Origin of the sequence: Streptomyces sp. SID14478, assembly GCF_010548525.1 — a bacterium.
In the GTDB taxonomy this organism is placed as follows: domain Bacteria; phylum Actinomycetota; class Actinomycetes; order Streptomycetales; family Streptomycetaceae; genus Streptomyces.
Genome location: NZ_JAAGMG010001065.1, coordinates 41,028 through 64,408, shown reverse-complemented (window position 1 = coordinate 64,408; position 23,381 = coordinate 41,028). Strand labels below are relative to the sequence as shown.

Genomic DNA, 23,381 nt, shown 5'->3' with positions numbered 1-23,381 from the left:
ACGTCTGCTGCGTCACGTCGCTCAACCCGCCAAGGCCGCTTGGAGTCAACTCCTTTAGTGAACGCTTGTGTTCACGAAGGGCGACTCGCTATGGTCTCGCTTAGTGAACGTTGACGTTCACTACTTCGCCTTGGGGGGACCCCTTGTGACGTACGATCAGATAGAGACACAGTCGCCCGCGTCCGCACCAGCCGATGCCGCCGCGAAAGCGCGGCACCGGAACATCGCGCTCATGGTCATCGCCGCCTGCCAGCTGATGGTCGTGCTGGATACCACGATCGTGAACATCGCGCTTCCGCACATCCAGACCGCGCTGAACTTCTCGACGACGAACCTCACTTGGGTGGTCAGCGCCTACACCCTCACCTTCGGCGGCCTGCTCCTGCTGGGCGGTCGGGCCGGGGACATCCTCGGCCGCCGTCGGGTCTTCATCACCGGCATCCTGCTCTTCACCTTCGCGTCCCTGCTCGGCGGACTCGCCCAGGAACCCTGGCAGTTGCTGGCCGCGCGAGTGCTCCAAGGGGCCGGAGGCGCGATCGCCTCACCCACCTCGCTCGCGCTCATCACCACGACGTTCCCCGAAGGCCCCGAACGCAACAGGGCGTTCGGCATCTTCGCGGCCGTCTCCGCGGGCGGAGGCGCCATCGGGCTCCTTGCGGGTGGCGTCCTGACCGACCTGCTCGACTGGCGCTGGGTGCTCTTCGTGAACGTACCCATCGGCATCCTCATCGCAGCGCTCGCACCGCGCTACATCAGCGAATCGGAGCGCCACCCCGGCCGCTTCGACCTCACCGGAGCGGCCACCTCGACACTCGGCATGGTCGCTCTGGTCTACGGATTCATCCGGGCGGCGTCCGACGGCTGGCGGGACTCGCTCACGCTCGGCGCGTTCGGGGCGGCCGTGGTGCTGCTCGCGGCCTTCATGCTCGTCGAGAGCCGCGCGAAGGAGCCGATCACGCCTCTGCGGATGTTCACCAACCGCAACCGTTCAGGCACGTACGTGATCATGATCAGCCTCGCTGCGGCGATGTTCGGCATGTTCTTCTACATCGTGCTCTTCGTGCAGAACGTGCTGAGCTACTCGCCGACCAAGGCCGGTCTCGCCTTCCTTCCGGTCACCGTCGTGATCGCGCTCGGGGCGGGAATCTCACAGCGCCTGCTGCCCGTGCTCGGTCCCAAGCCCTTCCTGATATCCGGCGCGGCCTTCGTCACCATCGGTCTGGTCTGGCAATCGATGGTCGACGTCGGCAGTTCGTACGCCGGCGGAGTGCTGGGCCCGATGCTGATCTTCGGCTTCGGCATGGGACTCAACTTCGTCACCCTCACCGTCACCGCCGTCGCCGGCGTCGCCCCGCACGATGCGGGCGCGGCCTCCGCCCTGCTCAACACCACCCAGCAGGTGGGTGGTTCGCTCGGGCTCTCCATCCTGACCACCGTCTTCGGCTCGGCCAGCCGCGACGAGGCGACCAAGCAGGTCGCGTCGTTCATGGCCAAAGCCACACCGGAGCAGAAGGCCGCCTTCGCCAAGTCCCACCAACTGCCCGCGCCATGGAGTCACGAAGTGCTCTCCCACGGCATCTCGACGGCCTTCATCCCGGCCGCCGCCATGGGCGTCCTCGCCCTCGTCGTCGCCACCGTCGTCATTCGGGTCCGCAAGAGCGACCTGGACGCCCTCGGCGGCACAGGGGGCGGCGCTCCCGTCCTGTAGGGCGATCCCGCCTGTCCCCCGGCGCCACGACGCCCGGGTCCGGAGAATCCTGCCTCCCGCAGGTCCCCCGGCCCCGGGCGACTGCTGTACGGAGTGTGGCGAAGCAAGGGGGTGGGCGGCGAGACGACGGGCGGCGTCAGACCGACGCTGTCGCAACCCACGCGGGAAGCGCCTCGGTGCACTCCAGCCACGCGGCCGGCGGTCCTCCGCCCGGGCCCGAAGCGACGACGCCGCCCACGATCGCGCAGGTCGTGTCCATGTCGCCGCCCACCTGGGCGGTGCTCCAAAATGCCCGCTCGAAGTCGCCCAGTCCGCGCGCGGCGGACCACAGGGCGAACGGCACGGTGTCGTGGGCGGTCGTCCGGCGCCCGCACCCGAGCACGGCGGCCACCGTGGACGGGTCGCCGTAGTCGAGCATGTCCCTGGCCCGGCGCAGGCCCGCGCCTACGGCGCTGCGCGGCACGAGCGCGATCACACCGTCCAACAGCTCCTGCGGCGCCGGCGGCCCGGCGGGATCGGCGACGAGCGCCGCGGCGGCGGCCACCGCCATCGCGCCGACGACGGCCTCACGGTGTTGGTGCGTGGGGTACGCGGAGATCTCGGCCTGGTGCGTGGCCTGCTCCGGGTCGTCGGCGTAGTAGGCGCCGAGCGGCGCGATCCGCATAGCCGCCCCGTTGCCCCAGGACCCCTGTCCCTTGAACAGCGCGGACGCGAGCGTCCGCCAGTCGCCACCCTCCCGGACCTGCCGCAGCAGCCGGTTCACCGCGGGACCGTATCCACGGTCGAAGTTGTGGTGCTCGGCGAACGACCGCGCCAGGTCGTCCTGGTCGATGCGCTCGTGACCGGCCAGGACGGCGACCACGGAGCACGCCATCTCGGTGTCGTCCGTCCACTGCCACGTCCCACCGGGGACCTCACGGTCCTTGAGCAGCGGATAATTCGCGGGAACGAAGAACTGCGATCCCAGCGCATCGCCCACGGACAGTCCGCGCAGGCTGGAGAGGGCACGGTCCAGGCGCCCCGCGGGGGAGGAATCAGCAGTGTTCATCGCATTACCACTCTATCCGGAGACCGCACGGAGATCCGGTTCGCATGCATGCGAACCGGCGGCCTGCCCCACTGCCTTCTGCACACATGTCTCCTGCACACATCCAAGGAACTCCTTGCGGGACACACCACAGGGGCAGCAGCGGGTCTAGAGCCCCCACGGCCGGGGCTCGCACCAGCGATCGAACGGCCGGTCCAGGGTGTATTTGCCGTTGTCCCCGAGAACGAGCGTCCGGGTCTCGGCGTTCCCGGGATTCGACAGCGACTCGAAATCCTGGACGGTCCAGTGGAACCACCGCATGCAGAAGAGTCGCATCGTCAGCCCGTGGGTCACGAGCAGCACGTTCCGCGGGTGGTCCGGCTCCTCGAAGCTGCGGTAAAGACTCTCCAGGAAGGACCCGACCCGGTCGTAGACGTCCGCCCCGGACTCGCCCTGCGCGAATCGGTAGAAGAAGTGCCCGTAGGCGTCGCGATAGGCCTTCTGCAGCCGTACGTCGTCGCGGTCCTGCCAGTTCCCCCAGTCCTGCTCCCGCAGGCGGGGCTCCTCGCGTACGCGGACCAGGTCGGGATCGAGCCGAAAGGCCCGGAGCGTCTCATGGGTGCGCCGGTACGGCGAGACGTAGACGCTCACCCGCTCGCGGCCGAACAGCTCCCGCAACTGGGTGCCGGTCTCCTCGGCCTGGCGCCATCCCTTCTCGGTGAGCGCCAGGGCATGGTCGGGTTCGCGCTCGTACACGGTGTCGTCGGCGTTGCCCTCGGACTCACCGTGTCGGACCAGAACGATGCGCTGCGGTCGTGCCATGCATCGACCCTAGATCGATCCGGCCGTGTTCGAGCACCCGTGCGGGCTCCATCCGGCGTAGATCACACGCCACGCGCGCGTGGCCGCCCGCTTCACACGGTCCAGGTCGGCTCCAACTGCACGATGTCGCCGGTGACGTCCACGATGTCGGTCTCGGTCTGGGCTCGCACCGACAGCCGTTCCACCCGGTCCGCCTGGTACTTGCCGTGCTCCGCGGCCGACCGCCACATCGACAGGACCAGGAACTCGTCGCCCGGCGCCTCCCCGTACAGGCCGCGCACCATCCCCGGCGACCCGGCCATGGCCGGGTTCCAGACCTTCTGCTGCATCAGCGTGAAGTGCTCCGCCCGCTCCGCGTGCACCCGGCACAGGGCGATCCGGACGACATCCGCATCCGTGAACCTCGGCTCGAACCCCGTCTTCACATCGAAGAGGTGGTCGAAGAGCTTCGCCTGGATGCCCTTGTACGTCCCCGACTGTCCGGCAGCGAGCCGGTCGTGGGACCGCGCCATGAAGGAGTCGTAGAAGGCACGGCTCTCCCAGAAGGCGAAGACATGGGCCACATCGGGACGTTTCCTGCTCCATCCCCCGCCCTGACCCCGGAACCCCGGCTCGCCTAGGAGCCCCGCCCATTTCCGCTGTCCCCGCTCGAACCCCCGACGGTCCACCACAGTGCAGCGAATCCACTTGACCAGCACCGCGCCATCGTACGGGCGCGGTGCGTGACGCGGGGTCACTCTCCGGTTGCAGTGCACGCGGACCGGTGGCCGACCGAGCCGGACGGCCACCCCGTGTCAGTGGGACGACGTAGCGTGTCACCAGCACTCAACGTCGCACCGAGAAGGGGGAGTTCGGTGAGCAGTCTCCGCAAGGGGCTCGAGAAGGTCGAGGTCGGTCTGAAATGGGATCCGAGCCCGCTGGGTTCGCCGCCCCACGACCTGGACCTCGTCGCCGCCACGTACACGAGGGACGACCCCCACGGCCGCCCTGCGTATCTCGTCCACTTCGACAGCCGCTCCCCCGACGGAACCATCACCCTCAACCGGGACAGCAGGACCGGTCAGGGCTTCGGCTTCGACGAGGTGATGACGCTCGAACTGGAGCGGCTCGGGACGCAGTACGCGCGCGTGGTCGTGGGCGTGGCCATCCAGCAGAGCGATCAACCCTCCGAGCGGGGCACGGTGTTCGCAGATGTCGCGAACACCGCTGTCCGCATACGGGAGGGGTACACCGATCTGTCGCAGCACGATCTCTCCACGGTGCACGAGAGTTCCGCGGCGATGATCGGCGAGTTCAGACGGGATACGGACGGCGAGTGGTCGTTCCATGAGGTGATACGCGGCTTCGAAGGCGACCTGCAGACCTTCGCCGCGGCCATGGGCACCTTGTAGGCGCACACGCCGAAGGGCGGCGGAACCGTAGTGGTCCCGCCGCCCTTCAGGTCAGGCGATCAGCCCGATCAGCTGCAACCGCTGGTCGAGCCGCAGCCCTCGCAGATGTAGCAGGAGCCGGCGCGCTGCATCTTCGTTCCGCAGGAGAAGCAGAGCGGGGCGTCGGCCTGGATGCCCAGCTGCATCTCGACGAGCTCGGCGCTGGTGTGCGCCTGCTGCGGAGCGGGCTGCGTGGCGGCGGCCGCGGCCTTCGGCGTCTCGACGGCCTTCAGGGACTCGGCCTGCCGGGTCTGAAGGGGCGCGGACTGGGCCAGACCCTCGACCTCGACGTCGAGCTCCTCCTCGGAAGGCTCGTAGGAGCCCGTCTCCAGGTGACGCTGACGCTCCTCGGCGGAGTGGATGCCGAGCGCGGAGCGCGTCTCGAAGGGCAGGAAGTCGAGCGCCAGGCGGCGGAAGATGTAGTCGACGATCGACTGCGCCATCCGCACGTCCGGGTCGTCCGTCATGCCGGCCGGCTCGAAGCGCATGTTGGTGAACTTCGAGACGTAGGTCTCCAGCGGTACGCCGTACTGGAGGCCCACCGAGACGGCGATGGAGAAGGCGTCCATCATGCCCGCGAGGGTCGAGCCCTGCTTGGACATCTTCAGGAAGACCTCACCGAGACCGTCGTCCGGGTAGGAGTTGGCGGTCATGTAGCCCTCGGCGCCGCCCACCGTGAAGGAGGTGGTGATGCCGGGACGCCCCTTCGGCAGACGCTTGCGGACCGGACGGTACTCGACGACCTTCTCGACAGCCTCACGGATCGTCGCCTCGGTCTTCGCGGTGACCTCGGTCTTCTCCGCCTCCTTCGTCTTGGCGGAGAGCGGCTGGCCGACCTTGCAGTTGTCGCGGTAGATCGCGAGCGCCTTGACGCCCATCTTCCACGCCTCGAAGTAGACCTCCTCGACGTCCTCGACGGTCGCCGTCTCCGGCAGGTTGACCGTCTTGGAGAGCGCGCCGGAGATCCACGGCTGGATGGCCGCCATCATGCGGACGTGGCCCATCGCGGAGATGGAACGCTCGCCCATGGCGCAGTCGAAGACCTCGTAGTGCTCGGTCTTGAGGCCGGGCGCGTCGATGACGTTCCCGTTCTCGGCGATGTGCGCGACGATCGCCTCGATCTGCTCCTCCTGGTAACCCAGGCGGCGCAGGGCCTGCGGGACGGTGCCGTTGACGATCTGCATCGAGCCGCCACCGACCAGCTTCTTGAACTTGACCAGGGCGAGGTCGGGCTCGAGGCCGGTGGTGTCGCAGGACATCGCGAGACCGATGGTGCCGGTCGGGGCGATGACGGACGCCTGGGCGTTACGGAAACCGTTCTTCTCGCCGAGGCGGACGACGTCCTGCCAGGCCTCCGTCGCGGCGGCCCAGATCGGGGTGTCCAGGTCGTCGATGCGTACGGCCACGCCGTTGGCGTCGGCGTGCTGCTTCATGACGCGCTGGTGCGGCGTGGCGTTCTTGGCGTAGCCGTCGTACGCGCCGACGACCGCGGCGAGCTCCGCGGAGCGCTTGTACGAGGTACCCGTCATCAGCGACGTGATGGCGCCGGCGAGGGCGCGGCCGCCGTCCGAGTCGTAGGCGTGGCCGGTCGCCATGAGCAGGGCGCCCAGGTTCGCGTAACCGATGCCGAGCTGGCGGAAGGCGCGGGTGTTCTCACCGATCTTCTGCGTCGGGAAGTCCGCGAAGCAGATGGAGATGTCCATCGCGGTGATGACCAGCTCGACGACCTTCGAGAAGCGGTCCACGTCGAAGGACTGGTGGCCGAGGCCGTCGTCCTTCAGGAACTTCATCAGGTTCAGCGAGGCGAGGTTGCAGGACGTGTTGTCCAGGTGCATGTACTCGCTGCACGGGTTCGAGCCGTTGATGCGGCCGGACTCCGGGCACGTGTGCCAGCGGTTGATGGTGTCGTCGTACTGGATGCCGGGGTCGGCACAGGCCCACGCGGCCTCGGCCATCTTGCGGAAGAGCGACTTGGCGTCGACCTCCTCGATGACCTCGCCGTTCATGCGCGACGTCAGACCGAACTTGCCGCCCTCCTCGACCGCCTTCATGAACGTGTCGTTCACGCGGACCGAGTTGTTGGCGTTCTGGTACTGGACGGACGTGATGTCGTCGCCGCCCAGGTCCATGTCGAAGCCCGCGTCGCGCAGGGCGCGGATCTTCTCCTCTTCCTTCACCTTCGTCTCGATGAAGCCCTCGATGTCGGGGTGGTCGACGTCGAGGATGACCATCTTGGCCGCGCGGCGCGTCGCGCCACCCGACTTGATCGTTCCTGCAGAGGCGTCGGCACCGCGCATGAAGGAGACGGGGCCCGAGGCGTTGCCGCCGGAGGACAGCAGTTCCTTGGAGGATCGGATACGGGAGAGGTTCAGGCCGGCGCCGGAGCCGCCCTTGAAGATCATGCCCTCTTCCTTGTACCAGTCGAGGATCGACTCCATGGAGTCGTCGACGGACAGGATGAAGCAGGCGGAGACCTGCTGGGGCTGCGGGGTGCCGACGTTGAACCACACCGGCGAGTTGAAGCTGAAGATCTGGTGCAGGAGGGCGTACGCCAGCTCGTGCTCGAAGATCTCGGCGTCGGCGGGCGAAGCGAAGTACTTGTAGTCCTCGCCGGCCTTCCGATACGTCTTCACGATGCGGTCGATGAGCTGCTTGAGGCTCACCTCGCGCTGCGGGGTGCCGACAGCACCGCGGAAGTACTTGCTGGTGACGATGTTGACCGCGTTCACCGACCAGAACTCGGGGAACTCGACGCCACGCTGCTCGAAGTTGACCGAGCCGTCGCGCCAATTGGTCATGACGACGTCACGACGCGCCCATTCCACCTCGTCGTACGGATGCACGCCGGGGGTGGTGTGGATGCGCTCGATGCGCAGACCCTTGGTGCCCTTGGAACCCTTCGTACGGGAACCTCGCGCCGGGCCGCTCGCCGTCTCTGTCATGCCGCCTCCCATTTACTGGGCTAAAACGCCCTAAAGTGCCACGTTCTTCCCGAGGCACGATGTGTGTCTTGTGTTGCGGCCGCCGCCTTCGCCGCCCCGCAACAGGTCTGTGGATCGCCGCCGCCCGGCCCCTGGCCGGTCAGTCGGCGGCGTGCGCGGGCACGGGGACTTCTCCAGTCCCTCCGGGCCCGCATTCGCTCTCTACGCGCTCTGCGCCCGCGCCGTCCGCCTCCGCGCCGGGCGCCTGTTCCCTCAGTTCCACGATCGCGGACTCGAAATCCTCCAGCGAGTCGAACGCCCGGTACACGGACGCGAAGCGCAGGTAGGCGACGAGATCCAGCTCCTGAAGCGGGCCGAGTATGGCCAGGCCCACGTCATGGGTGGTCAGTTCGGCACTGCCGGTGGCACGCACCGCTTCCTCGACCCGTTGGCCGAGCAGGGCGAGGGCGTCCTCCGTGACCGGCCGCCCCTGGCACGCCTTGCGTACGCCGTTGATGACCTTGGTCCGGCTGAAGGGCTCGGTCACCCCGCTCCGCTTGACGACCATCAGCGAACACGTCTCCACCGTCGTGAAACGGCGGGAGCAGTCCGGGCACTGACGGCGCCGGCGGATCGACGTGCCGTCGTCGGTGGTGCGGCTGTCGACGACACGGCTGTCGGGATGCCTGCAGAAGGGGCAGTGCATGAACTCCCAACCCTCCCTCACGGCACGACTCGATAGCCCCGAGAGGCTGGTTCCGCCCCTCGAAGCAGCCCCCAGCATAGGCGATGGCTGCGGCCGCGAAGGACCGGGGACCACAACTTCTGGGCTGCTGTTGCAATCCAACCACTACATCTGGGGTTCGGCTGCTTTTTGGGCCCCATCGCGTGTCGCGGAGCCAGAGTTGCCCGCGCCGTGCGCGACATCCCTACAGGCCACACCTCCGGGGCGGACGCGACGCACGCAAGGAGGGGGCGGTGCCCCGTTGACGAGGCGGCGGGTGGCAGACTGGGCGAGCCCTCAGAGTGGGCCTCGGCCCCGGCGGTGAAGCGTACCGGATTCAGCCGAATTGCTACTCCGGTCGAGGGCGAGCCATACACCCAGGCACATGATCACGACAAGCAATCTACGGTTTTTCACTCGAACGTGTGTTTGGCGCAACCTTTCGAAAGGAACTACCGTTGGCTAGCTAGGGAGACATTCTCGAGAGGGGCCTAACGACGTGACCACCACCGCAGACAGTGCCACCATCACTGCCCAGGGCCGCGCCCAGGGCCGACTCGAGCCGGTGCATGCCATGAATGACGCAGCCATGAGCCAGGAGGGCCCCAAGCCCGGGCGCTCCCTGCCCGGCCGACCTCCGGGGATCCGTGCAGACAGTTCGGGTCTCACCGACCGCCAGCGCCGCGTGATCGAGGTCATCCGGGACTCGGTGCAGCGCCGTGGGTACCCCCCGTCGATGCGGGAGATCGGCCAGGCGGTGGGCCTGTCCAGCACGTCGTCGGTCGCTCACCAGCTGATGGCTCTCGAGCGCAAGGGTTTCCTGCGCCGCGACCCGCACCGGCCCCGCGCGTACGAGGTCCGCGGCTCGGACCAGACCAGCGCCCAGCCCACGGACACGACGGGCAAGCCGGCCGCCTCGTACGTGCCGCTGGTCGGTCGCATCGCCGCCGGTGGCCCGATCCTCGCCGAGGAGTCGGTCGAGGACGTCTTCCCCCTCCCCCGCCAGCTGGTCGGCGACGGTGAGCTCTTCGTCCTGAAGGTCGTCGGCGACTCTATGATCGAGGCCGCGATCTGTGACGGCGACTGGGTCACGGTCCGTCGTCAGCCCGTCGCGGAGAACGGTGACATCGTCGCGGCGATGCTCGACGGCGAGGCCACCGTCAAGCGCTTCAAGCGCGAGGACGGCCATGTATGGCTCCTCCCCCACAACTCCGCGTACCAGCCGATCCCCGGTGACGAGGCGACGATCCTCGGCAAGGTGGTGGCGGTTCTGCGCCGGGTGTGACTCCTCCCTGACCGGGCCCCGGGACCAACTGCGCCGGTTCCGGGGCCCAGCGCTGTCCGCGCCGGGCCCGACACCAGGCGCTACTTCCCGTCCGCCTTCGCCATCGTGTCGATCGCCGCGAGGGAGCGCCGCACCTGATTCCGGTCCGTGGTGTACCAGAAGTCCGGCATGGAAGCCCGTAGGTAACTGCCATAGCGGGCCGTCGCCAAGCGGGGGTCGAGAACCGCGACGACGCCCTTGTCTCCCATCGCCCGTACGAGACGACCCGCGCCCTGCGCCATCAGAAGCGCTGAATGTGTCGCCGCCACGGCCATGAAGCCATTGCCGCCCGCGTCCTCGACCGCCTTCTGGCGTGCGCTCATCAGCGGGTCGTCGGGCCTGGGGAACGGGATCTTGTCCATGACCACCAGCTGACAGCTGGGTCCGGGGACGTCGACGCCCTGCCACAGCGACAGGGTTCCGAACAGGCAGGTCGTCGGATCCGCCGCGAAGTTCTTGATCAGCTCGCCGAGCGTGTCCTCGCCCTGCAGCAGGATCGGGAACTCCGGGATGCGCGTGCGCAGTTCCTCAGCCGCCGCCTGTGCCGCGCGCATCGAGGAGAAGAGGCCGAGGGTGCGACCGCCGGCCGCCTGCAGCAGCTCGGCCAACTCGTCCGTCATGTCGGTCCGTGTGCCTTCGCGGGCGGGGCGCGCCAGGTGCTTGGCGACGTAGAGGATGCCCTGCTTCGGATAGTCGAAGGGCGAGCCGACGTCGACGCCCTTCCAGACCGGCAGGTCCTCGCCCTGCGTGCCCTCGGGGGCCAGGCCCAGGGACGCTCCCACGCCGTTGAAGTCTCCGCCGAGCTTCAGCGTCGCCGAGGTGAGGGTCACGGAACGGTCGGAGAAGAGTTTCTCCCGGAGCAGGCCCGAGACGGACATGGGCGCCACCCGCAAGGATGCTCCACTTTGTCGATATGTCGATCCGCTGCGAGGCTCGTGGCGCTCGTACCAGACGACATCCCACTCCGACCCGTTCGTGATCCTCTCCGCGACGTCGTGGATCGTCTCCACGGAGGCGAGTGCCTGTTTGCGTACGGCGTCCTCGTCCTGGACGGACTTGTCCCGCGTGGAACCGAGGGCGGTGATGACCGTCCGTGCGGCGTCCCGGAGCGCCATCAGCGCATAGCCGAGGTCCTCCGGGATTTCTTCGAGGCGGCCGGGCAGGGCCAGCTCCATCAGCCGCTCGAAGCCCTCGGCGGCGGTCTGGAGCTGGTCGGCCGCCTTCTCGTTCACCAGCTTCGCGGCACGGCGCACCGCGCGATTGACCTGCCCCGGGGTGAGCTCGCCGGTCGCCACTCCGGTCACACGTGACACCAGCTCATGGGCCTCGTCCACGATGAGGACCTCGTGCTGCGGCAGTACCGGTGCACCCTCGATGGCGTCGATCGCGAGCAGCGCGTGGTTGGTGACGATGACGTCGGCGAGCTTCGCCCGCTCACGGGACATCTCGGCGAAGCACTCCTGCCCGTACGCGCATTTCGTCGCGCCCAGACACTCCCGCGACGACACCGAGACCTGGGACCAGGCCCGGTCGGAGACGCCCGGCGTGAGATCGTCCCGGTCGCCCGTCTCCGTCTCGTCCGCCCAGTCCCGCATGCGCAGCAGGTCCTGCCCGAGCTTGCTGGTCGGTGCGGCGGCCTCGAACTGGTCGAAGAGGCCTTCCTCCTCGTCCTGCGGGACGCCTTCGTGGAGCCGGTGCAGGCACAAGTAGTTCGACCGGCCCTTGAGCATCGCGAATTCGGGGCGGCGGCGCAGCAGTGGATGCAGCGCGTCCACCGTGCGCGGGAGGTCCCGCTCGACGAGCTGGCGCTGGAGGGCCAGGGTGGCGGTCGCCACCACGACCCGCTCCCCGTGGGCCAGGGCGGGCACCAGGTATCCGAGGGACTTTCCGGTGCCGGTGCCGGCCTGGACGAGGAGGTGGGCACCGTCGTCGATCGCCTCGGCGACGGACTCGGCCATGGTCACCTGGCCAGGGCGCTCCGTGCCGCCGACGGCAGTGACGGCGGCGTGCAGGAGCTCGGGGAGTGAGGGCTTCGTCATAGCTCGACCACCCTAAAGGGCCCCACTGACAATCCCGCGATCACGGCTGATGGAGGGGGTTGGCGACGGTGCCGTGCACGGCGGCGTGCGGGCGGTGGGCGCGGTCGCGGTAGCCGTCGAGGTGGAGCCTGTTGCGGTTGAGGCACAGCCGCTCGATCCGGGGGGTGAGCAGGTCGAACATCTCGTACCGCTCCTTCAGCTCAGGGAAGCGGGCGTGGTGGCGCAGGATCTCGGCGCGCACCAAGGACCAGAACTCCGACTCGGGGACTCCGAGTTGTTCTTCGCACAGCGGGGCCAGGTACCGGAAGACGCCGACGAAGAGACCGGAGTGGATGAACTGCGTCAGGAATCCGGGACTCTCCGTGAGCAGTACGTCGCGTACGTCCTTGGGCATGGAGTCGTGCTCCGGGAGCGGCTGTGCGCTGACATTCACGTCGTCCACGAAGTCCTTGACCGCGAGCCGCACGGGCACGTCGTGGTCGTCGAAGACGACGATGGCGTTCTCTCCGTGCGGCGAGAAGACTGTTCCGTACCGGTACAGGAAACGCAGCAGAGGCGGGAGCAGGGCCGCGAACAACCTGCGCAACCAGGATCGTGGGCTCAGTCCCGAGCGGGCGACCAGCGCTGCGGTGAAGGCGACTCCTTGGGGATCTACGTGCAACAAGGAGGCGAGCGTGCGGGCGCGCTCTCCGGATGCGAGGTGTCGCGCCACGGGCTCGCGCCAGATGGCTCCGAGCAGTTCCTTGTACTGGTACGGGACTTCGTCGAGTCCGTCGTACAAGGGATGCTGCACCGCTACCGAAGCGACCTCACCGAGCAGGATCACCCCGCACTCGTCCGTCAGGAAGGAATCGGCGTCGCGCAGCCCGAGCATCCAGGTGGTCACGGCGGGCGCGGCCATGGTGCGCTCCGTCGGCAGCCCGCGCCAGACAAGGGTGTTGAGAATGGACAGGGGCAGTTTGACGGTGTGGCGTTGCGGGTGGGTGGTGTTCAGGAACGTCCGGATGGACTGCTGCGGCAGCCGTAGATCACCGTCGGCGGGGAGCGGAATGATCTCGTCCGAAGCGACGGAGGATGCGAACAGCGGGAGCACGATGTCGTCCCACTGCCAGGGGTGCACCGGCAGATACAGGTACGCACCCGGATCCAGACCCCGTGCGCGCAGAGTCTCGGCGAACAACGCCCGGGTCGGGGCGTCCAGTTCTCTGGAGTAGAGAGTGTCGGCGGATTCCAGGCCGGCGACGCCGCGATAGGTGGCGAGGCCGATGCGGACGGCGATCCAGGGAAGTCGGGTGGGGCGGCGGGACTCGGGGGCCCAGCGGGACGAGTCGGTCGCCGAGAAGCCGAGGCGCCCCTTGTTGAGGACGAGCCAGGGGTGGCCGGTCTGGTGTCCCTCGAGTTCGGCGTACCCGAGGTCGGCGAGCTGGGCCGCGGTGAGGGCGGTGTGATCGAGCCGGGCGTCGGCGGCGAGCGTGACGGAGAGCTCGCGGATGAGGTGGCCCAGCGTGGTGCCGTCCAGACCGAGGAGGTGCTTGGTGCGCAGGAGGAAGGCGAGCGGGTCCCTCAGCGGCTCCGGCTCACCCTGCTGGGCCGTCCACTCGATGCTGTCGGCGTCCACCTGCCAACTGCCGTACGCGCCGCGGCGGGCCTGGAACCCCACGAGTCCGCCGTCCGACTCCCCCTGGCCCGGGACGGGGAGGACATAGGGGTGACGGCCCGGCGCAGAGGTCGTCTCGCGGCCGATGGGGACCGGCCGGAGGATCTCCTCATAGGCGAATTCGCCGATCAGCTTGGCCAGCAGGCGCCCTCCCGCCCTGTCCCAGTTCTCCCGTGTGAGCTCGGGCGGGGCGTACAGCACGGGCGGCTCTGCGGAACTCGGGACGACGGGCGGATTCGGCACGGGGACTCCTCGTGAGGGAACCGGATCGGGTCGAGCGGTGTACTAAGAGTGACCGGCTCACAACACGGTGCGCAGGGCTCGGTCACGGACCATGAGCGCGGCCCTCTTGTCGGGGAGATCCACCTCGGCGAAAAAGCGGAATCCAGCGCTCAGGAATGCGGAGACGGAGGGGGTGTTGCGCAGGTCTGGTTCTGCCACGACACGTGCGCATTGCGGACGATGGTCGAGTACGAGGTCGGCGACGGCTTTGAGCAGCGTGGTGCCGAGCCCTCGCCCCCGGTTGGCGACGCCACCGATGAGGAGGTGGATTCCGGTGTCGTGCGGGCGGGCGGCGTAATGACGGGCCAGCGGGTCGAGGTCGGCCCGGTAGACCTCCCAGTAGCTCATCGGTGTGCCGTCGAGGACGCCGAGGCAGGGCACGCTGCGCCCGTCGCCGTCGAGTTGGGGGCGCAGGTGTTGCGCCGTGACGTTTTCGGAGCCCGCAAGTTCCCAGAAGGCTGCCACGGCAGGGTCGTTCATCCAGCGGCTGATGAGCGTCAGATCGCGCTCGACGCGAGCCGGGACGAGTTGGAACACGCCTGCGGGAGTGGTGACCGGTCCCCACTCCCCCACGCTGTCGAGCAGGTCGTGCTCGGCCGCGCCCGTCACGGTGAGGGTGCTCCGGTACGGGTTGTCCGTCCCCGGCGCGGGTCCCGTCCTGTCCTGTTCGCCGATGAGCGCGATCAGTTCGTCGGGCAGGCGTAGGTCAAGGGTGTCCTGGCCGTCCGTGTTCTCCACCCGGTCCTGCGCTTCGCCCGGGTCGGCGACGGGGGTGGTGTCGGCGTCGGTGCTCGCATCGGTGGGGGGCACGACGCTCCTCTCAGGAAGTGGTGCGGAGTGGGGTTCTCGGGTTCGCGGGGCCTCAGGAATGAAGGGGGTTGGCGATGGTGACGTAGACGGATTGGGTGTCGACGGGGCCGACGAGCTCGTCGAGTCCGTGCAGCCGGGTGAGCAGGTTCGCCTTGCAGCGCAGCGTGGGCGAGTCGAGGAGGTGGTGGGGCAGCGGGCTGCGCAGACGGCGGGGCCCAGCGGCTGCTTCACCGAGAAAACGGCGGAAGGCGGAGATCAACAGTTGTTCGTCGGCGAGCTGTTGGGAGCCGAAGGCCCCGATGAGGCCGAGGACGTTGTTGATCGCGAGGTAGTAGGCGAACCGCTCGTCGGTGACGTCGTCGGGGACGAAGGTGTCGCTCTGCGCGCCGATGCCGGGGAGCCTGCGGTCGAGCTCGTCGCGCCGGGACTCACGGAAGTAGTAGCCCTGGTTGTCGCGGTAGCGGCCACCGGTGGGCCATCCGTCGGCGTCGAGCAGGAGGAGGGTGTTCTGCTGGTGGGCTTCGAGGGCGATACCGGCCTCGCTGTCGAGCCAGAGCACGGGGCGCACCACGTGCTCGAGGTAGCGGAGGAACCACTCGGTGGCCACGGCTTGGCGGGGGCGACCGGTGTGCGCCGCGAGGTGGGTGACGGTGTCGGCGAGCTGTGAGCCCATGGGCGTCCGGTCCGTCGCGCCCGCGGCGTCGCGCGGCGGGCGGGGGGAGACGAACCCGGCGACGCAGGCGGCGTCGTCGTCGGGGCCGAAGGGGTTGTTGCGAATCATGACGTCGAGGCCGGGGACGGGGTCGCCGTTCGGGCCGTCGACGGCGAGCCAGGCCGGGTCGCGGACGATGTCGAAGCCCGGATGCGCGGCGTGCCACTGCTCGGCGAGGCCGCCCCGTAGGAGTCGGTGGACCTCGACGCCCCGGTGGAGTTCCTTGCGGAGGTTCTCCCGGCGGGAGTTGGTGATCCGCAGGCCGAGGGACAGCTTCAGCATCGCGGGTGCGCCGGGCCGGTACAGCGTGCGGACGGAGGAGGTGGGGAACCAGGGCTCGCCGTAGGGGCCCAGATCGCGCAGGAGGCCGGCGTCCAGGAGGGCGGCGGTGTCGGGGCGGTGGGTGAGTTCGCGGATCTGCCAGGGGTGCAGGGGCAGAGCGGCGTGGCCGTCGGGCAACGGGAGTCCGGGGCCGGCCAGTTGGGAGGTGAGGTGCGTGGCGGTGACGGCGCGGCCACGTTCGGTCCAGGCCGAGTCATGGGCGAGGGCGGCCGGTGCGACAGCGATCCAGTGCAGGGGGAAGGAGCCGCGCAGTTCCGGTGAGTAGCGGCGGGATTCGGCCTCGGAGAGTCCCTCGCGGCTCTTCGGGGTCGGGTGCAGCGGGTGGCCGAGGAGGAGTGCCTGCTCCGCGGCGAGGAAGCGGTCGGGGTCGTCGGCGCGTCGGCGACGGCGATCGGCGATGAACTCGGTCGTGCGGCGCACCGAATCGGCGACGCGGCCGACGAGATCACCGCCGTCGCCGGAGGGGACGGGGGGTCTGACGGTTCGAGCGGGGGCGTCGGGCCCCGACGCGGCCTGCTCGGGGGTGCCGACGTCCCAGGTGGCCGGGGCGGCGTGGCCCTCCGCTGCCGGTCGCTGCTCTGCGCCGGCGCCGCCGTCCGCCCAGGTGGGGGCGGTGGCGGTCGAAGCCGCGTCGCCCCGGGCCGATTCGCGGCTCAGGAGGGCGGCGAGGGTCACCGCGTCGACGCACGGGGCGCCGTGCGGTCCGTCCTCCAGGTAGGGCAGGCCGAAGCGATGCCAGCCGGTCGCCGACCAGTAGTGGATCGGGACGAGGAGAGCGGTGCCGCTCGCGGCCAGCGGGACGCGGAGGGCACCCAGAGAAGGAGGAGCGATGTTGTTCTCGCGCACCCAGCAGCGCAGCAGGTTCTCGACTGCCGCGGCCTGGGCGGCAGTTGCGGGGTCGGGGTGTTCGAGGAGGTCGACGGTGGACGTCTGCAGACGTCCGGCATCTTGGCCGCCGCCCTTCTGCCGGGGAACCGTGTCGCGCTCCGGCTCACGCGGGGACTGCGTGTCGCAGGCTCCGCCGGCAAGAGGGCGGGAACGGCCGTCGGGTGCGGGAGTGGCGTTCAAGAGTGCTTCCTTGCGTGGGTGGTGGGCTCCGTGAGGCGGTGGTCCGCTTGCCGCGGCTGTCGCTGGTGCAGGGCGTGCCGCCGGGTACTGGTGCGGCTACGCGTGCTGGGTCCGGGCCACGGCGGCCAGGGCGTCCGCGAGTCGGTCGATCACGGCCGCGGCCTGCTCGTCGGTGATGGTCAGCGGAGGCAGGAGGCGTACGACGCTGGAATGGCGACCGCCGAGCTCGACGATCAGACCCCGGTCGAGACAGGCGTCACGAACGGCCGCGGCCAGTGCCGGGGCCGCGGGCATCGGCGTCGGCCCCGGGCCGCCCAGGAGCGGGTCGGCCGTCAGGTCCAGTGCGTCCGCGCCGGTGGGCGGCACAGGTGCGGCCTCCGGGTCGACCAGTTCCACACCGATCATCAGCCCCCGGCCCCGGACCTCACCGATACAAGGGAACTCCGCGGCCAGAGACCTGAGTTGGCCGATCATGCGGGCTCCCAGCTCCGCGGCGCGCTCCGCGAGCCGGTTCTCGCGCACGTGGGCCAGCGTCGCGGCTCCGGCGGCCATGGCCAGTTGGTTGCCGCGGAAGGTGCCGGCGTGCGCCCCGGGAGGCCAGACGTCGAGGTCGTCGCGGTAGACGAGCACGGCGAGCGGGAGGCTGCCGCCGATCGCCTTGGACAGGACCATCACATCCGGTACGACACCGCTGTGGTCCACCGCCCAGAAGGCACCGGTCCTGCCGACCCCTGTCTGCACCTCGTCGGCGATCAGCGGGATCGAGCGCTCCTCGGTGAGCGCCCGCATGCGGCGCAGCCAGGCGTCGGCGGCGGGAAGGACACCGCCTTCCCCCTGTACGGGCTCCAGGATCATCCCGGCCGGCCGCGGCACGCCCGACTTCGTGTCGTCGAGGAGCGACTCGGTCCAGCGGGCGGCGAGTTCGGCCCCGCGCGGCCCGCCGATTCCGAACGGACAGCGGTAGTCCTGCGGATAGGGCAGCCGTGTGACGCGGCCGTCCTGCGCACCGCCCGACGCTTCGAGCGCGCCTGCGGTCATGCCGTGATACGCCCCGGTGAAGGCGAGGAGGCCGGTACGGCCGGTGGCGGTGCGGACCAGCTTCAGGGCCGCCTCGACGGCGTCGGTCCCGGCCGGTCCGCAGAACTGGATCCGCGCCCGGTCGGCGAGCCCGCGCGGCAGCGTGCGGAAGAGTTCCGTGGTGAAGGCGTCCTTGACCGGCGTGGCCAGATCGAGGACGTGGAGCGGCGCGCCGGAGTCGAGTACCTTGCGGATCGCTTCGAGCACCACGGGGTGGTTATGGCCGAGGGCGAGGGTGCCCGCGCCCGAGAGGCAGTCCAGGTAGCGGCGGCCGTCGGCTCCTTCGATCGTCAGGCCGCGGGCCCGTACCGGCACGATCGGCAGGGCGCGCGCGTAGGTGCGTGCCGCCGACTCCCGCGCGGCCTGACGGCGCAGGATCCCTTCGTGCACGGCACCTTCGTGTGCGGCTGTCCCGAGTGCCTCTCCCTTGTACGGGGCAGGCACCGCCACGGATGCAGGATCGGTCACGGCCACTGCTGCTGGTCCTCCCGCTGGAAACACGGTCGACGGGCGTCGACTCACCGGTGGGCGAGGCGCGTTGGCATACCGAGCACCGAAGAACCGCCCTGGCAGCACGCCAGGACGGCCCGAGGACTGAACGCCGACTGCGGATCCCCCGTACGCACTAACGACGAGGGGGCGGGACAATCACGGGTCGGTCCGGGACTCGTGGCGAGACCTGCGCCACAGTCCACCGCCGACGCGCGGCGCCTCACGCTCCGCACACGGACGGGCCGGGTATGCCCGACGTGCCCGGCATACCTGGTGTGCCCGGCGCACCTGGCGTACCTGGGGCCAAGATCCCTCCGTGACGGAACCGTTGCGGTTCCGTCGGTCGTCCCCGACGGCACCGGCATAGTGTGGGATGCCGTTCGGGGGAGGGGCCATGTCGTCCGTCCACCGCACCGGTTCAGCAGTGCAACGATCTCGAAGCCCAGGGGGATTCACGACATGCGACCCATACGCTCGCCGCTCGCCGCTCGCCGCGCAGGGAGCGCGCACGGCAGAAAATCCCCCGTGGCAGCGGCAGTTGTGCTCGGCGCCGTCCTCGCCCTGACCGCCACCGCCTGCGGTCCGAGCGAGGACGACGCGAGCGACAAGCAGTCCTCGTCCGCGACGGCGGGCAGCAACGACACGATCAGGATCCCGGACAACATCAAGGACAAGCTCAAAGAGCACGGGATCGACCCGGACAAGTGGAAGAACGGCGAGTGGAAGAACTGGGACAGGGACAAGTGGCTGCGTGAGGCGCAGGACTTCGTCAACCCCATCATCGACGGTCTGTGGGACTCGGACCGGATGCGCGACGCCGACAAGAACCCGGGCGGTGAGGTCGACGACAACGACATCTCCGGCGACCAGGGCGTGACGGACCCGACGCCGCAGCCGGTGAAGGCAGCGGCCGTGGCCAACCCGTATCACGGCAGCGCCCCGTACGCGGGCAAGTTGTTCTTCGACGGCCCCGAGGGGTCGATGGTCTGCTCGGCCACCGTGGTGTCCGACCCCGCTCACCCCGGTAAGTCGAACATGATCTGGACTGCCGGTCACTGCGTGCACGCGGGCAAGAGCGGCGGCTGGTACCGCAACATCGCGTTCGTCCCCTCGTACAACGACAGCGGCAAGTCCGCCGAGGAACTGCAGGGGGCACCCAAGGACGAGGTCGCCCCGTTCGGCGTCTGGTGGGGCGACTGGGCGCAGACGTCCGACCAGTGGATCGAGCAGGGCGGACCGACCGGTGGCCAGGGTGCGCCGTACGACTTCGCCGTCATCCACGTGACGCCGGAGAAGGGCAGTACGGGCAAGTCCCTTGAGGAGACGGTCGGTTCGTCGCTCCCGGTGAACTTCAACGCGCCCGCGGTGCCGAAGGTGTCGCAGCTGACGGCGAAGGGCTATCCGGCGGCGCCGCCGTTCGACGGCCAGAAGCTGTTCCAGTGCGCGGACAAGCCGGGTCGCCTGTCGCTGAACTCGACGGACCCGACGATGTACCGGATCGGCTGCACGATGACCGGCGGTTCGTCCGGTGGCGGTTGGATCGCGCAGGGATCGGACGGCAAGCCGGCACTCGTGTCGAACACCGCGATCGGCCCGGTGACGGCGGGTTGGCTCGCGGGACCGCGACTGGGCAAGGAAGCCAAGGGGATCTACGACTCGGTGAGCAAGAAGTTCGCCGGGCAGTAGCAGCGCGGGCGGCCGGAGCGGGCGGGAGCGTCAGCTGCCCGTTCCGGCCGCCGACTTGGACCGGGCGAAGGGGCGCGGGGTGCAGAAATCTTCACCACCCCGCCGTCGTTCGTCCTTCACCTCACAGGCATAGTGGGGTGCTGTGTCACAGCGGGCGAGGACGACTTCCCGCCCACGCATGACACGCTCATGACAGACATTGCGCCTCGACCTCCCGGCCACCGCGCCGCGGGGCGAGCCGCGCATCGCTTGATCTTCGGGGGTATCCGCACCATGCGTTCCATACGTCCGTCCGCCACGCGCGGTCGAGGGCGGCGCACCGCCTTGGCCGCGACCGGACTCGCCGCAGCCCTGGCACTCACCGCCACCGCCTGCAACGACGGCAAGGACACGGCCGGCGACAAGCCCGCCGCCACCACGTCGGCAGCGTCCGACGGTGACACACAGCTGCCCGGCAACCTCTCCGACCAGCTGAAGAAGCACGGCATCGACCCCGACAAGTGGAAGAACGGGGCGTGGAAGAACTGGGACAAGGACACCTGGCTGCGTGAGGCCAAGGACTTCGTCAACCCGGTGATCGACGGGCTGTGGAAGCCCGAGCGCATGAAGTCCGCCAAGGATCCGAACAAGACGGTCGCGGCGAAGGACTTCGCGAACGACCAGGGTGTCACCGACCCGGAGCCCGAGCCTGTCGAGGCGCAGGCCGAGAAGACGCCATACCACGAGCACGCGGCCCCGGTCGGCAAGGTCTTCTTCGACTCCCCCGAGGGTTCGATGGTCTGCTCCGGCACCGTCGTGAAGGACCCGCGCAACCCCGGGAAGTCCAACCTCGTGTGGACCGCGGGCCACTGTGTGCACGCGGGCGCGGCAGGCGGCTGGTACCGCAACATCGCGTTCGTGCCCTCCTACAACGACCAGGGCCTGAAGGCGAACGCGCTGCGCAACGCGACGCAGTCCCAGGTCGCGCCGTACGGCACGTACTGGGCGGACTGGGTGTCGACGTCCAACGAGTGGATCAGCCAGGGCGCCGAGTCGGGCGGGGCGGGCGCGCCGTACGACTTCTCGGTACTGCACGTGAAGCCGGAGCAGGGCACCAAGTCCCTGGAGGAGACGGTCGGGAACGCGCTGGAGGTGGACTTCTCCGCACCGGCCGTGCAGTCCATCGGCTCGATGGGCGCATGGGGCTACCCGGCCGCTCCGCCCTTCGACGGTCTGCTGATGAACAAGTGCATCGACCGGCCCGGCCGGCTCTCGCTGAGCCCCGAGCAGCCGACGATGTACCGCATCGGCTGCACGATGACGGGCGGCTCGTCGGGCGGCGGCTGGTTCCGTGTCCGCGACGGCAAGAACGTCCTGGTGTCGAACACCTCGATCGGCCCGGCCACCAACACCTGGCTCGCCGGACCGCAGTTGGGCAAGGAAGCCCAGCAGGTCTTCGACAACATGAGCGAGAAGTACGGCAACCGGTAAGGCGGTCGTGCACGTGAAGGAGCCCCGGCCGGGTCGTCCCGGCCGGGGCTCCTTCACTACGCGGACATCAGCTCCCGGTCGCCGCCGGGACGTACGGCGCGAGATCCGCCGCCAACTCCTCGTGGACGCGGGCCTTCAGCATCGTGCCCTCCGGAGTGTGCTCCTCGGAGATCACCTCGCCGTCGGTGTGCGCCCGAGCGACCAGATTGCCGTGCGTGTACGGCACGAGGGCCTCGATCTCGACCTCGGGACGCGGCAGTTCGGCGTCGATGAGTGCGAGCAGCTCCTCGATACCGGCGCCGGTGCGGGCCGAGACGGCGATCGCGTGCTTCTCGACGCGCAGCAGCCGCTGGAGGACCAACGGGTCCGCCGCGTCCGCCTTGTTCACCACGACGATCTCCGGCACCTTCGTGGCACCGACGTCGCGGATGACCTCGCGCACCGCGGCGAGCTGCTCCTCCGGCGCCGGGTGCGAACCGTCGACCACGTGCAGGATCAGGTCGGAGTCGCCGACCTCCTCCATCGTGGAGCGGAACGCCTCGACGAGGTGGTGCGGCAGGTGGCGTACGAACCCGACCGTGTCGGCCAGCGTGTACAGCCGCCCGCTCGGGGTCTCGGCCCGGCGCACGGTCGGGTCGAGGGTGGCGAACAGCGCGTTCTCCACCAGGACGCCCGCGCCCGTGAGGCGGTTGAGCAGGGACGACTTGCCCGCGTTCGTGTAGCCGGCGATGGCGACCGAAGGCACCTTGTTCCGCCGGCGCTCCTGGCGCTTGATCTCGCGGCCCGTCTTCATCTCCGCGATTTCCCGGCGCATCTTCGCCATCTTCTCGCGGATCCGGCGCCGGTCAGTCTCGATCTTGGTCTCACCGGGACCACGCGTGGCCATGCCGCCACCGCCGCCGCCACCCATCTGCCGGGAGAGCGACTGACCCCAGCCGCGCAGCCGCGGCAGCATGTACTGCATCTGCGCGAGCGCGACCTGCGCCTTGCCCTCTCGGGACTTGGCGTGCTGGGCGAAGATGTCGAGGATCAGCGCGGTCCGGTCGACCACCTTGACCTTGACGACGTCTTCCAGGTGGATGAGCTGGCCGGGGCTGAGCTCACCGTCGCACACGACGGTGTCGGCTCCGGTCTCGAGCACGATGTCGCGCAGCTCCAGAGCCTTGCCCGATCCGATGTACGTCGCCGCGTCGGGCTTGTCGCGGCGCTGGATGACGCCGTCGAGCACCATCGCGCCTGCGGTCTCGGCGAGGGCGGCCAGCTCCGCGAGGGAGTTCTCCGCGTCGTCCACGGTGCCGGAGGTCCACACACCGACGAGCACCACACGCTCCAGACGGAGCTGTCGGTACTCGACCTCGGTGACGTCCTCGAGCTCGGTGGACAGTCCCGCCACGCGGCGCAGCGCCGCGCGCTCGGAGCGGTCGAACTGATCGCCGTCCCGCGCTGTGTCGATCTCGTGGCTCCAGGCGACGTCCTCTTCCATCAGGGCATCGGCCCGAAGACCTTCGGTGTGCTGCTGCGCGAGGCTCTGCGCTTCCTGGGAAGGGGAAGAAGAGGAGGTCATTGGATCCTTACGTCGCTGGGATTCGAAGAAGGTGACGGACGTCTCGCCCGTCATCATGCACAACGCACGGCCCGTCCCCCGGATTCCCGGGGAAGCCCATCAGAACCGATCGAAATCGATCGGAGATCCGATGGCCCGCGCCGTCGACCCGAGGATCGTCGCACGGAACGGGCCGTCTCGTCACCCGCATTATTTCCCGCTGCCGACGGGCCGAAGCCCGTGATCC

The 23,381-nt window shown here is 69.3% G+C and carries 16 protein-coding genes; 5 read left to right on the top strand and 11 right to left on the bottom strand.

All coding sequences use genetic code 11. From position 1 onward, the window contains the following. The first annotated feature begins 232 nt into the window (after positions 1-232). Positions 233-1,708, top strand: a complete 1,476-nt coding sequence (locus G3I40_RS34280; protein WP_164558736.1) for an MFS transporter — start codon at positions 233-235, stop codon at positions 1,706-1,708. 136 nt (positions 1,709-1,844) lie between these two features. Here G3I40_RS34280 and G3I40_RS34275 read toward each other — a convergent pair whose 3' ends face one another. The 3 genes from G3I40_RS34275 to G3I40_RS34265 form a co-directional block, all read right to left on the bottom strand. After that, a complete protein-coding gene (locus G3I40_RS34275; protein ID WP_164558735.1) occupies positions 1,845-2,756 on the bottom strand; it encodes an ADP-ribosylglycohydrolase family protein in 912 nt (303 codons plus the stop codon). 147 nt (positions 2,757-2,903) lie between these two features. After that, positions 2,904-3,557 carry a histidine phosphatase family protein gene (locus G3I40_RS34270; protein WP_164558734.1) on the bottom strand — a complete coding sequence of 218 codons (654 nt, stop codon included), beginning with the start codon at positions 3,555-3,557 and terminating at the stop codon, positions 2,904-2,906. 92 nt (positions 3,558-3,649) lie between these two features. Beyond that, positions 3,650-4,255 carry a YdbC family protein gene (locus tag G3I40_RS34265; protein WP_164558733.1) on the bottom strand — a complete coding sequence of 202 codons (606 nt, stop codon included), beginning with the start codon at positions 4,253-4,255 and terminating at the stop codon, positions 3,650-3,652. A gap of 156 nt (positions 4,256-4,411) precedes the next feature. Between G3I40_RS34265 and G3I40_RS34260 the strand changes: the two genes are divergently transcribed. Continuing rightward, positions 4,412-4,948, top strand: a complete 537-nt coding sequence (locus G3I40_RS34260; protein WP_164558732.1) for a TerD family protein — start codon at positions 4,412-4,414, stop codon at positions 4,946-4,948. Positions 4,949-5,016: 68 nt separating this feature from the next. On the opposite strand, the gene G3I40_RS34255 is transcribed toward G3I40_RS34260, so the two are convergent. Then, positions 5,017-7,929, bottom strand: a complete 2,913-nt coding sequence (locus G3I40_RS34255) for a vitamin B12-dependent ribonucleotide reductase (protein WP_164558731.1) — start codon at positions 7,927-7,929, stop codon at positions 5,017-5,019. A gap of 139 nt (positions 7,930-8,068) precedes the next feature. Then, positions 8,069-8,614, bottom strand: coding sequence for a transcriptional regulator NrdR (gene nrdR / locus G3I40_RS34250; protein ID WP_164558730.1), 546 nt, complete (start codon positions 8,612-8,614; stop codon positions 8,069-8,071). A 517-nt stretch (positions 8,615-9,131) separates the two neighbouring features. On the opposite strand from nrdR, the gene lexA reads away from it, so the two are divergent. Beyond that, on the top strand, positions 9,132-9,917 hold the full coding sequence (gene lexA, locus G3I40_RS34245) for a transcriptional repressor LexA (RefSeq protein ID WP_164558729.1): 786 nt from the start codon (positions 9,132-9,134) through the stop codon (positions 9,915-9,917). 80 nt (positions 9,918-9,997) lie between these two features. Here lexA and G3I40_RS34240 read toward each other — a convergent pair whose 3' ends face one another. The 5 genes from G3I40_RS34240 to G3I40_RS34220 all read right to left on the bottom strand — a co-directional run bounded on the left by G3I40_RS34240 (position 9,998) and on the right by G3I40_RS34220 (position 18,387). Beyond that, a complete protein-coding gene (locus G3I40_RS34240; RefSeq protein ID WP_164558728.1) occupies positions 9,998-11,995 on the bottom strand; it encodes an ATP-dependent DNA helicase in 1,998 nt (665 codons plus the stop codon). 40 nt (positions 11,996-12,035) lie between these two features. Beyond that, on the bottom strand, positions 12,036-13,895 hold the full coding sequence (locus G3I40_RS34235) for an IucA/IucC family siderophore biosynthesis protein (protein WP_164558727.1): 1,860 nt from the start codon (positions 13,893-13,895) through the stop codon (positions 12,036-12,038). Between the two features lie 57 nt (positions 13,896-13,952). Further along, positions 13,953-14,744, bottom strand: coding sequence for a GNAT family N-acetyltransferase (locus tag G3I40_RS34230; protein ID WP_164558726.1), 792 nt, complete (start codon positions 14,742-14,744; stop codon positions 13,953-13,955). 52 nt (positions 14,745-14,796) lie between these two features. Beyond that, positions 14,797-16,866, bottom strand: a complete 2,070-nt coding sequence (locus tag G3I40_RS34225; RefSeq protein ID WP_164558725.1) for an IucA/IucC family protein — start codon at positions 16,864-16,866, stop codon at positions 14,797-14,799. Positions 16,867-16,962: 96 nt separating this feature from the next. Next, the gene (locus tag G3I40_RS34220) at positions 16,963-18,387 is read right to left on the bottom strand and encodes a diaminobutyrate--2-oxoglutarate transaminase family protein (protein WP_343245109.1); all 1,425 of its coding nucleotides are present in this window, start codon (positions 18,385-18,387) and stop codon (positions 16,963-16,965) included. A gap of 507 nt (positions 18,388-18,894) precedes the next feature. On the opposite strand from G3I40_RS34220, the gene G3I40_RS34215 reads away from it, so the two are divergent. Further along, entirely contained in the window at positions 18,895-20,121 is a 1,227-nt protein-coding gene (locus tag G3I40_RS34215; protein ID WP_164558723.1) for a hypothetical protein, read from the top strand. A gap of 273 nt (positions 20,122-20,394) precedes the next feature. Beyond that, positions 20,395-21,591 (top strand): hypothetical protein, encoded by a 1,197-nt coding sequence (locus tag G3I40_RS34210; RefSeq protein ID WP_164558722.1) that lies wholly within the window; start codon positions 20,395-20,397, stop codon positions 21,589-21,591. 67 nt (positions 21,592-21,658) lie between these two features. On the opposite strand, the gene hflX is transcribed toward G3I40_RS34210, so the two are convergent. Then, complete coding sequence (gene hflX, locus G3I40_RS34205; protein WP_164558721.1) at positions 21,659-23,155, bottom strand: GTPase HflX; 1,497 nt, start codon at positions 23,153-23,155, stop codon at positions 21,659-21,661. Positions 23,156-23,381: the final 226 nt, after the last annotated feature.

Excerpts from the sequence above, each read along its gene's own strand:
- G3I40_RS34255 (WP_164558731.1), bottom strand. The coding sequence starts at position 7,929 with ATGACAGAGACGGCGAGCGGCCCGGCGCGAGGTTCCCGTACGAAGGGT.
- G3I40_RS34270 (WP_164558734.1), bottom strand. The coding sequence starts at position 3,557 with ATGGCACGACCGCAGCGCATCGTTCTGGTCCGACACGGTGAGTCCGAG.
- G3I40_RS34240 (WP_164558728.1), bottom strand. The coding sequence starts at position 11,995 with ATGACGAAGCCCTCACTCCCCGAGCTCCTGCACGCCGCCGTCACTGCC.
- hflX (WP_164558721.1), bottom strand. The coding sequence starts at position 23,155 with ATGACCTCCTCTTCTTCCCCTTCCCAGGAAGCGCAGAGCCTCGCGCAG.
- G3I40_RS34275 (WP_164558735.1), bottom strand. The coding sequence starts at position 2,756 with ATGAACACTGCTGATTCCTCCCCCGCGGGGCGCCTGGACCGTGCCCTC.
- G3I40_RS34210 (WP_164558722.1), top strand. The coding sequence starts at position 20,395 with ATGCGTTCCATACGTCCGTCCGCCACGCGCGGTCGAGGGCGGCGCACC.
- G3I40_RS34280 (WP_164558736.1), top strand. The coding sequence starts at position 233 with ATGGTCATCGCCGCCTGCCAGCTGATGGTCGTGCTGGATACCACGATC.
- nrdR (WP_164558730.1), bottom strand. The coding sequence starts at position 8,614 with ATGCACTGCCCCTTCTGCAGGCATCCCGACAGCCGTGTCGTCGACAGC.
- G3I40_RS34215 (WP_164558723.1), top strand. The coding sequence starts at position 18,895 with ATGCGACCCATACGCTCGCCGCTCGCCGCTCGCCGCGCAGGGAGCGCG.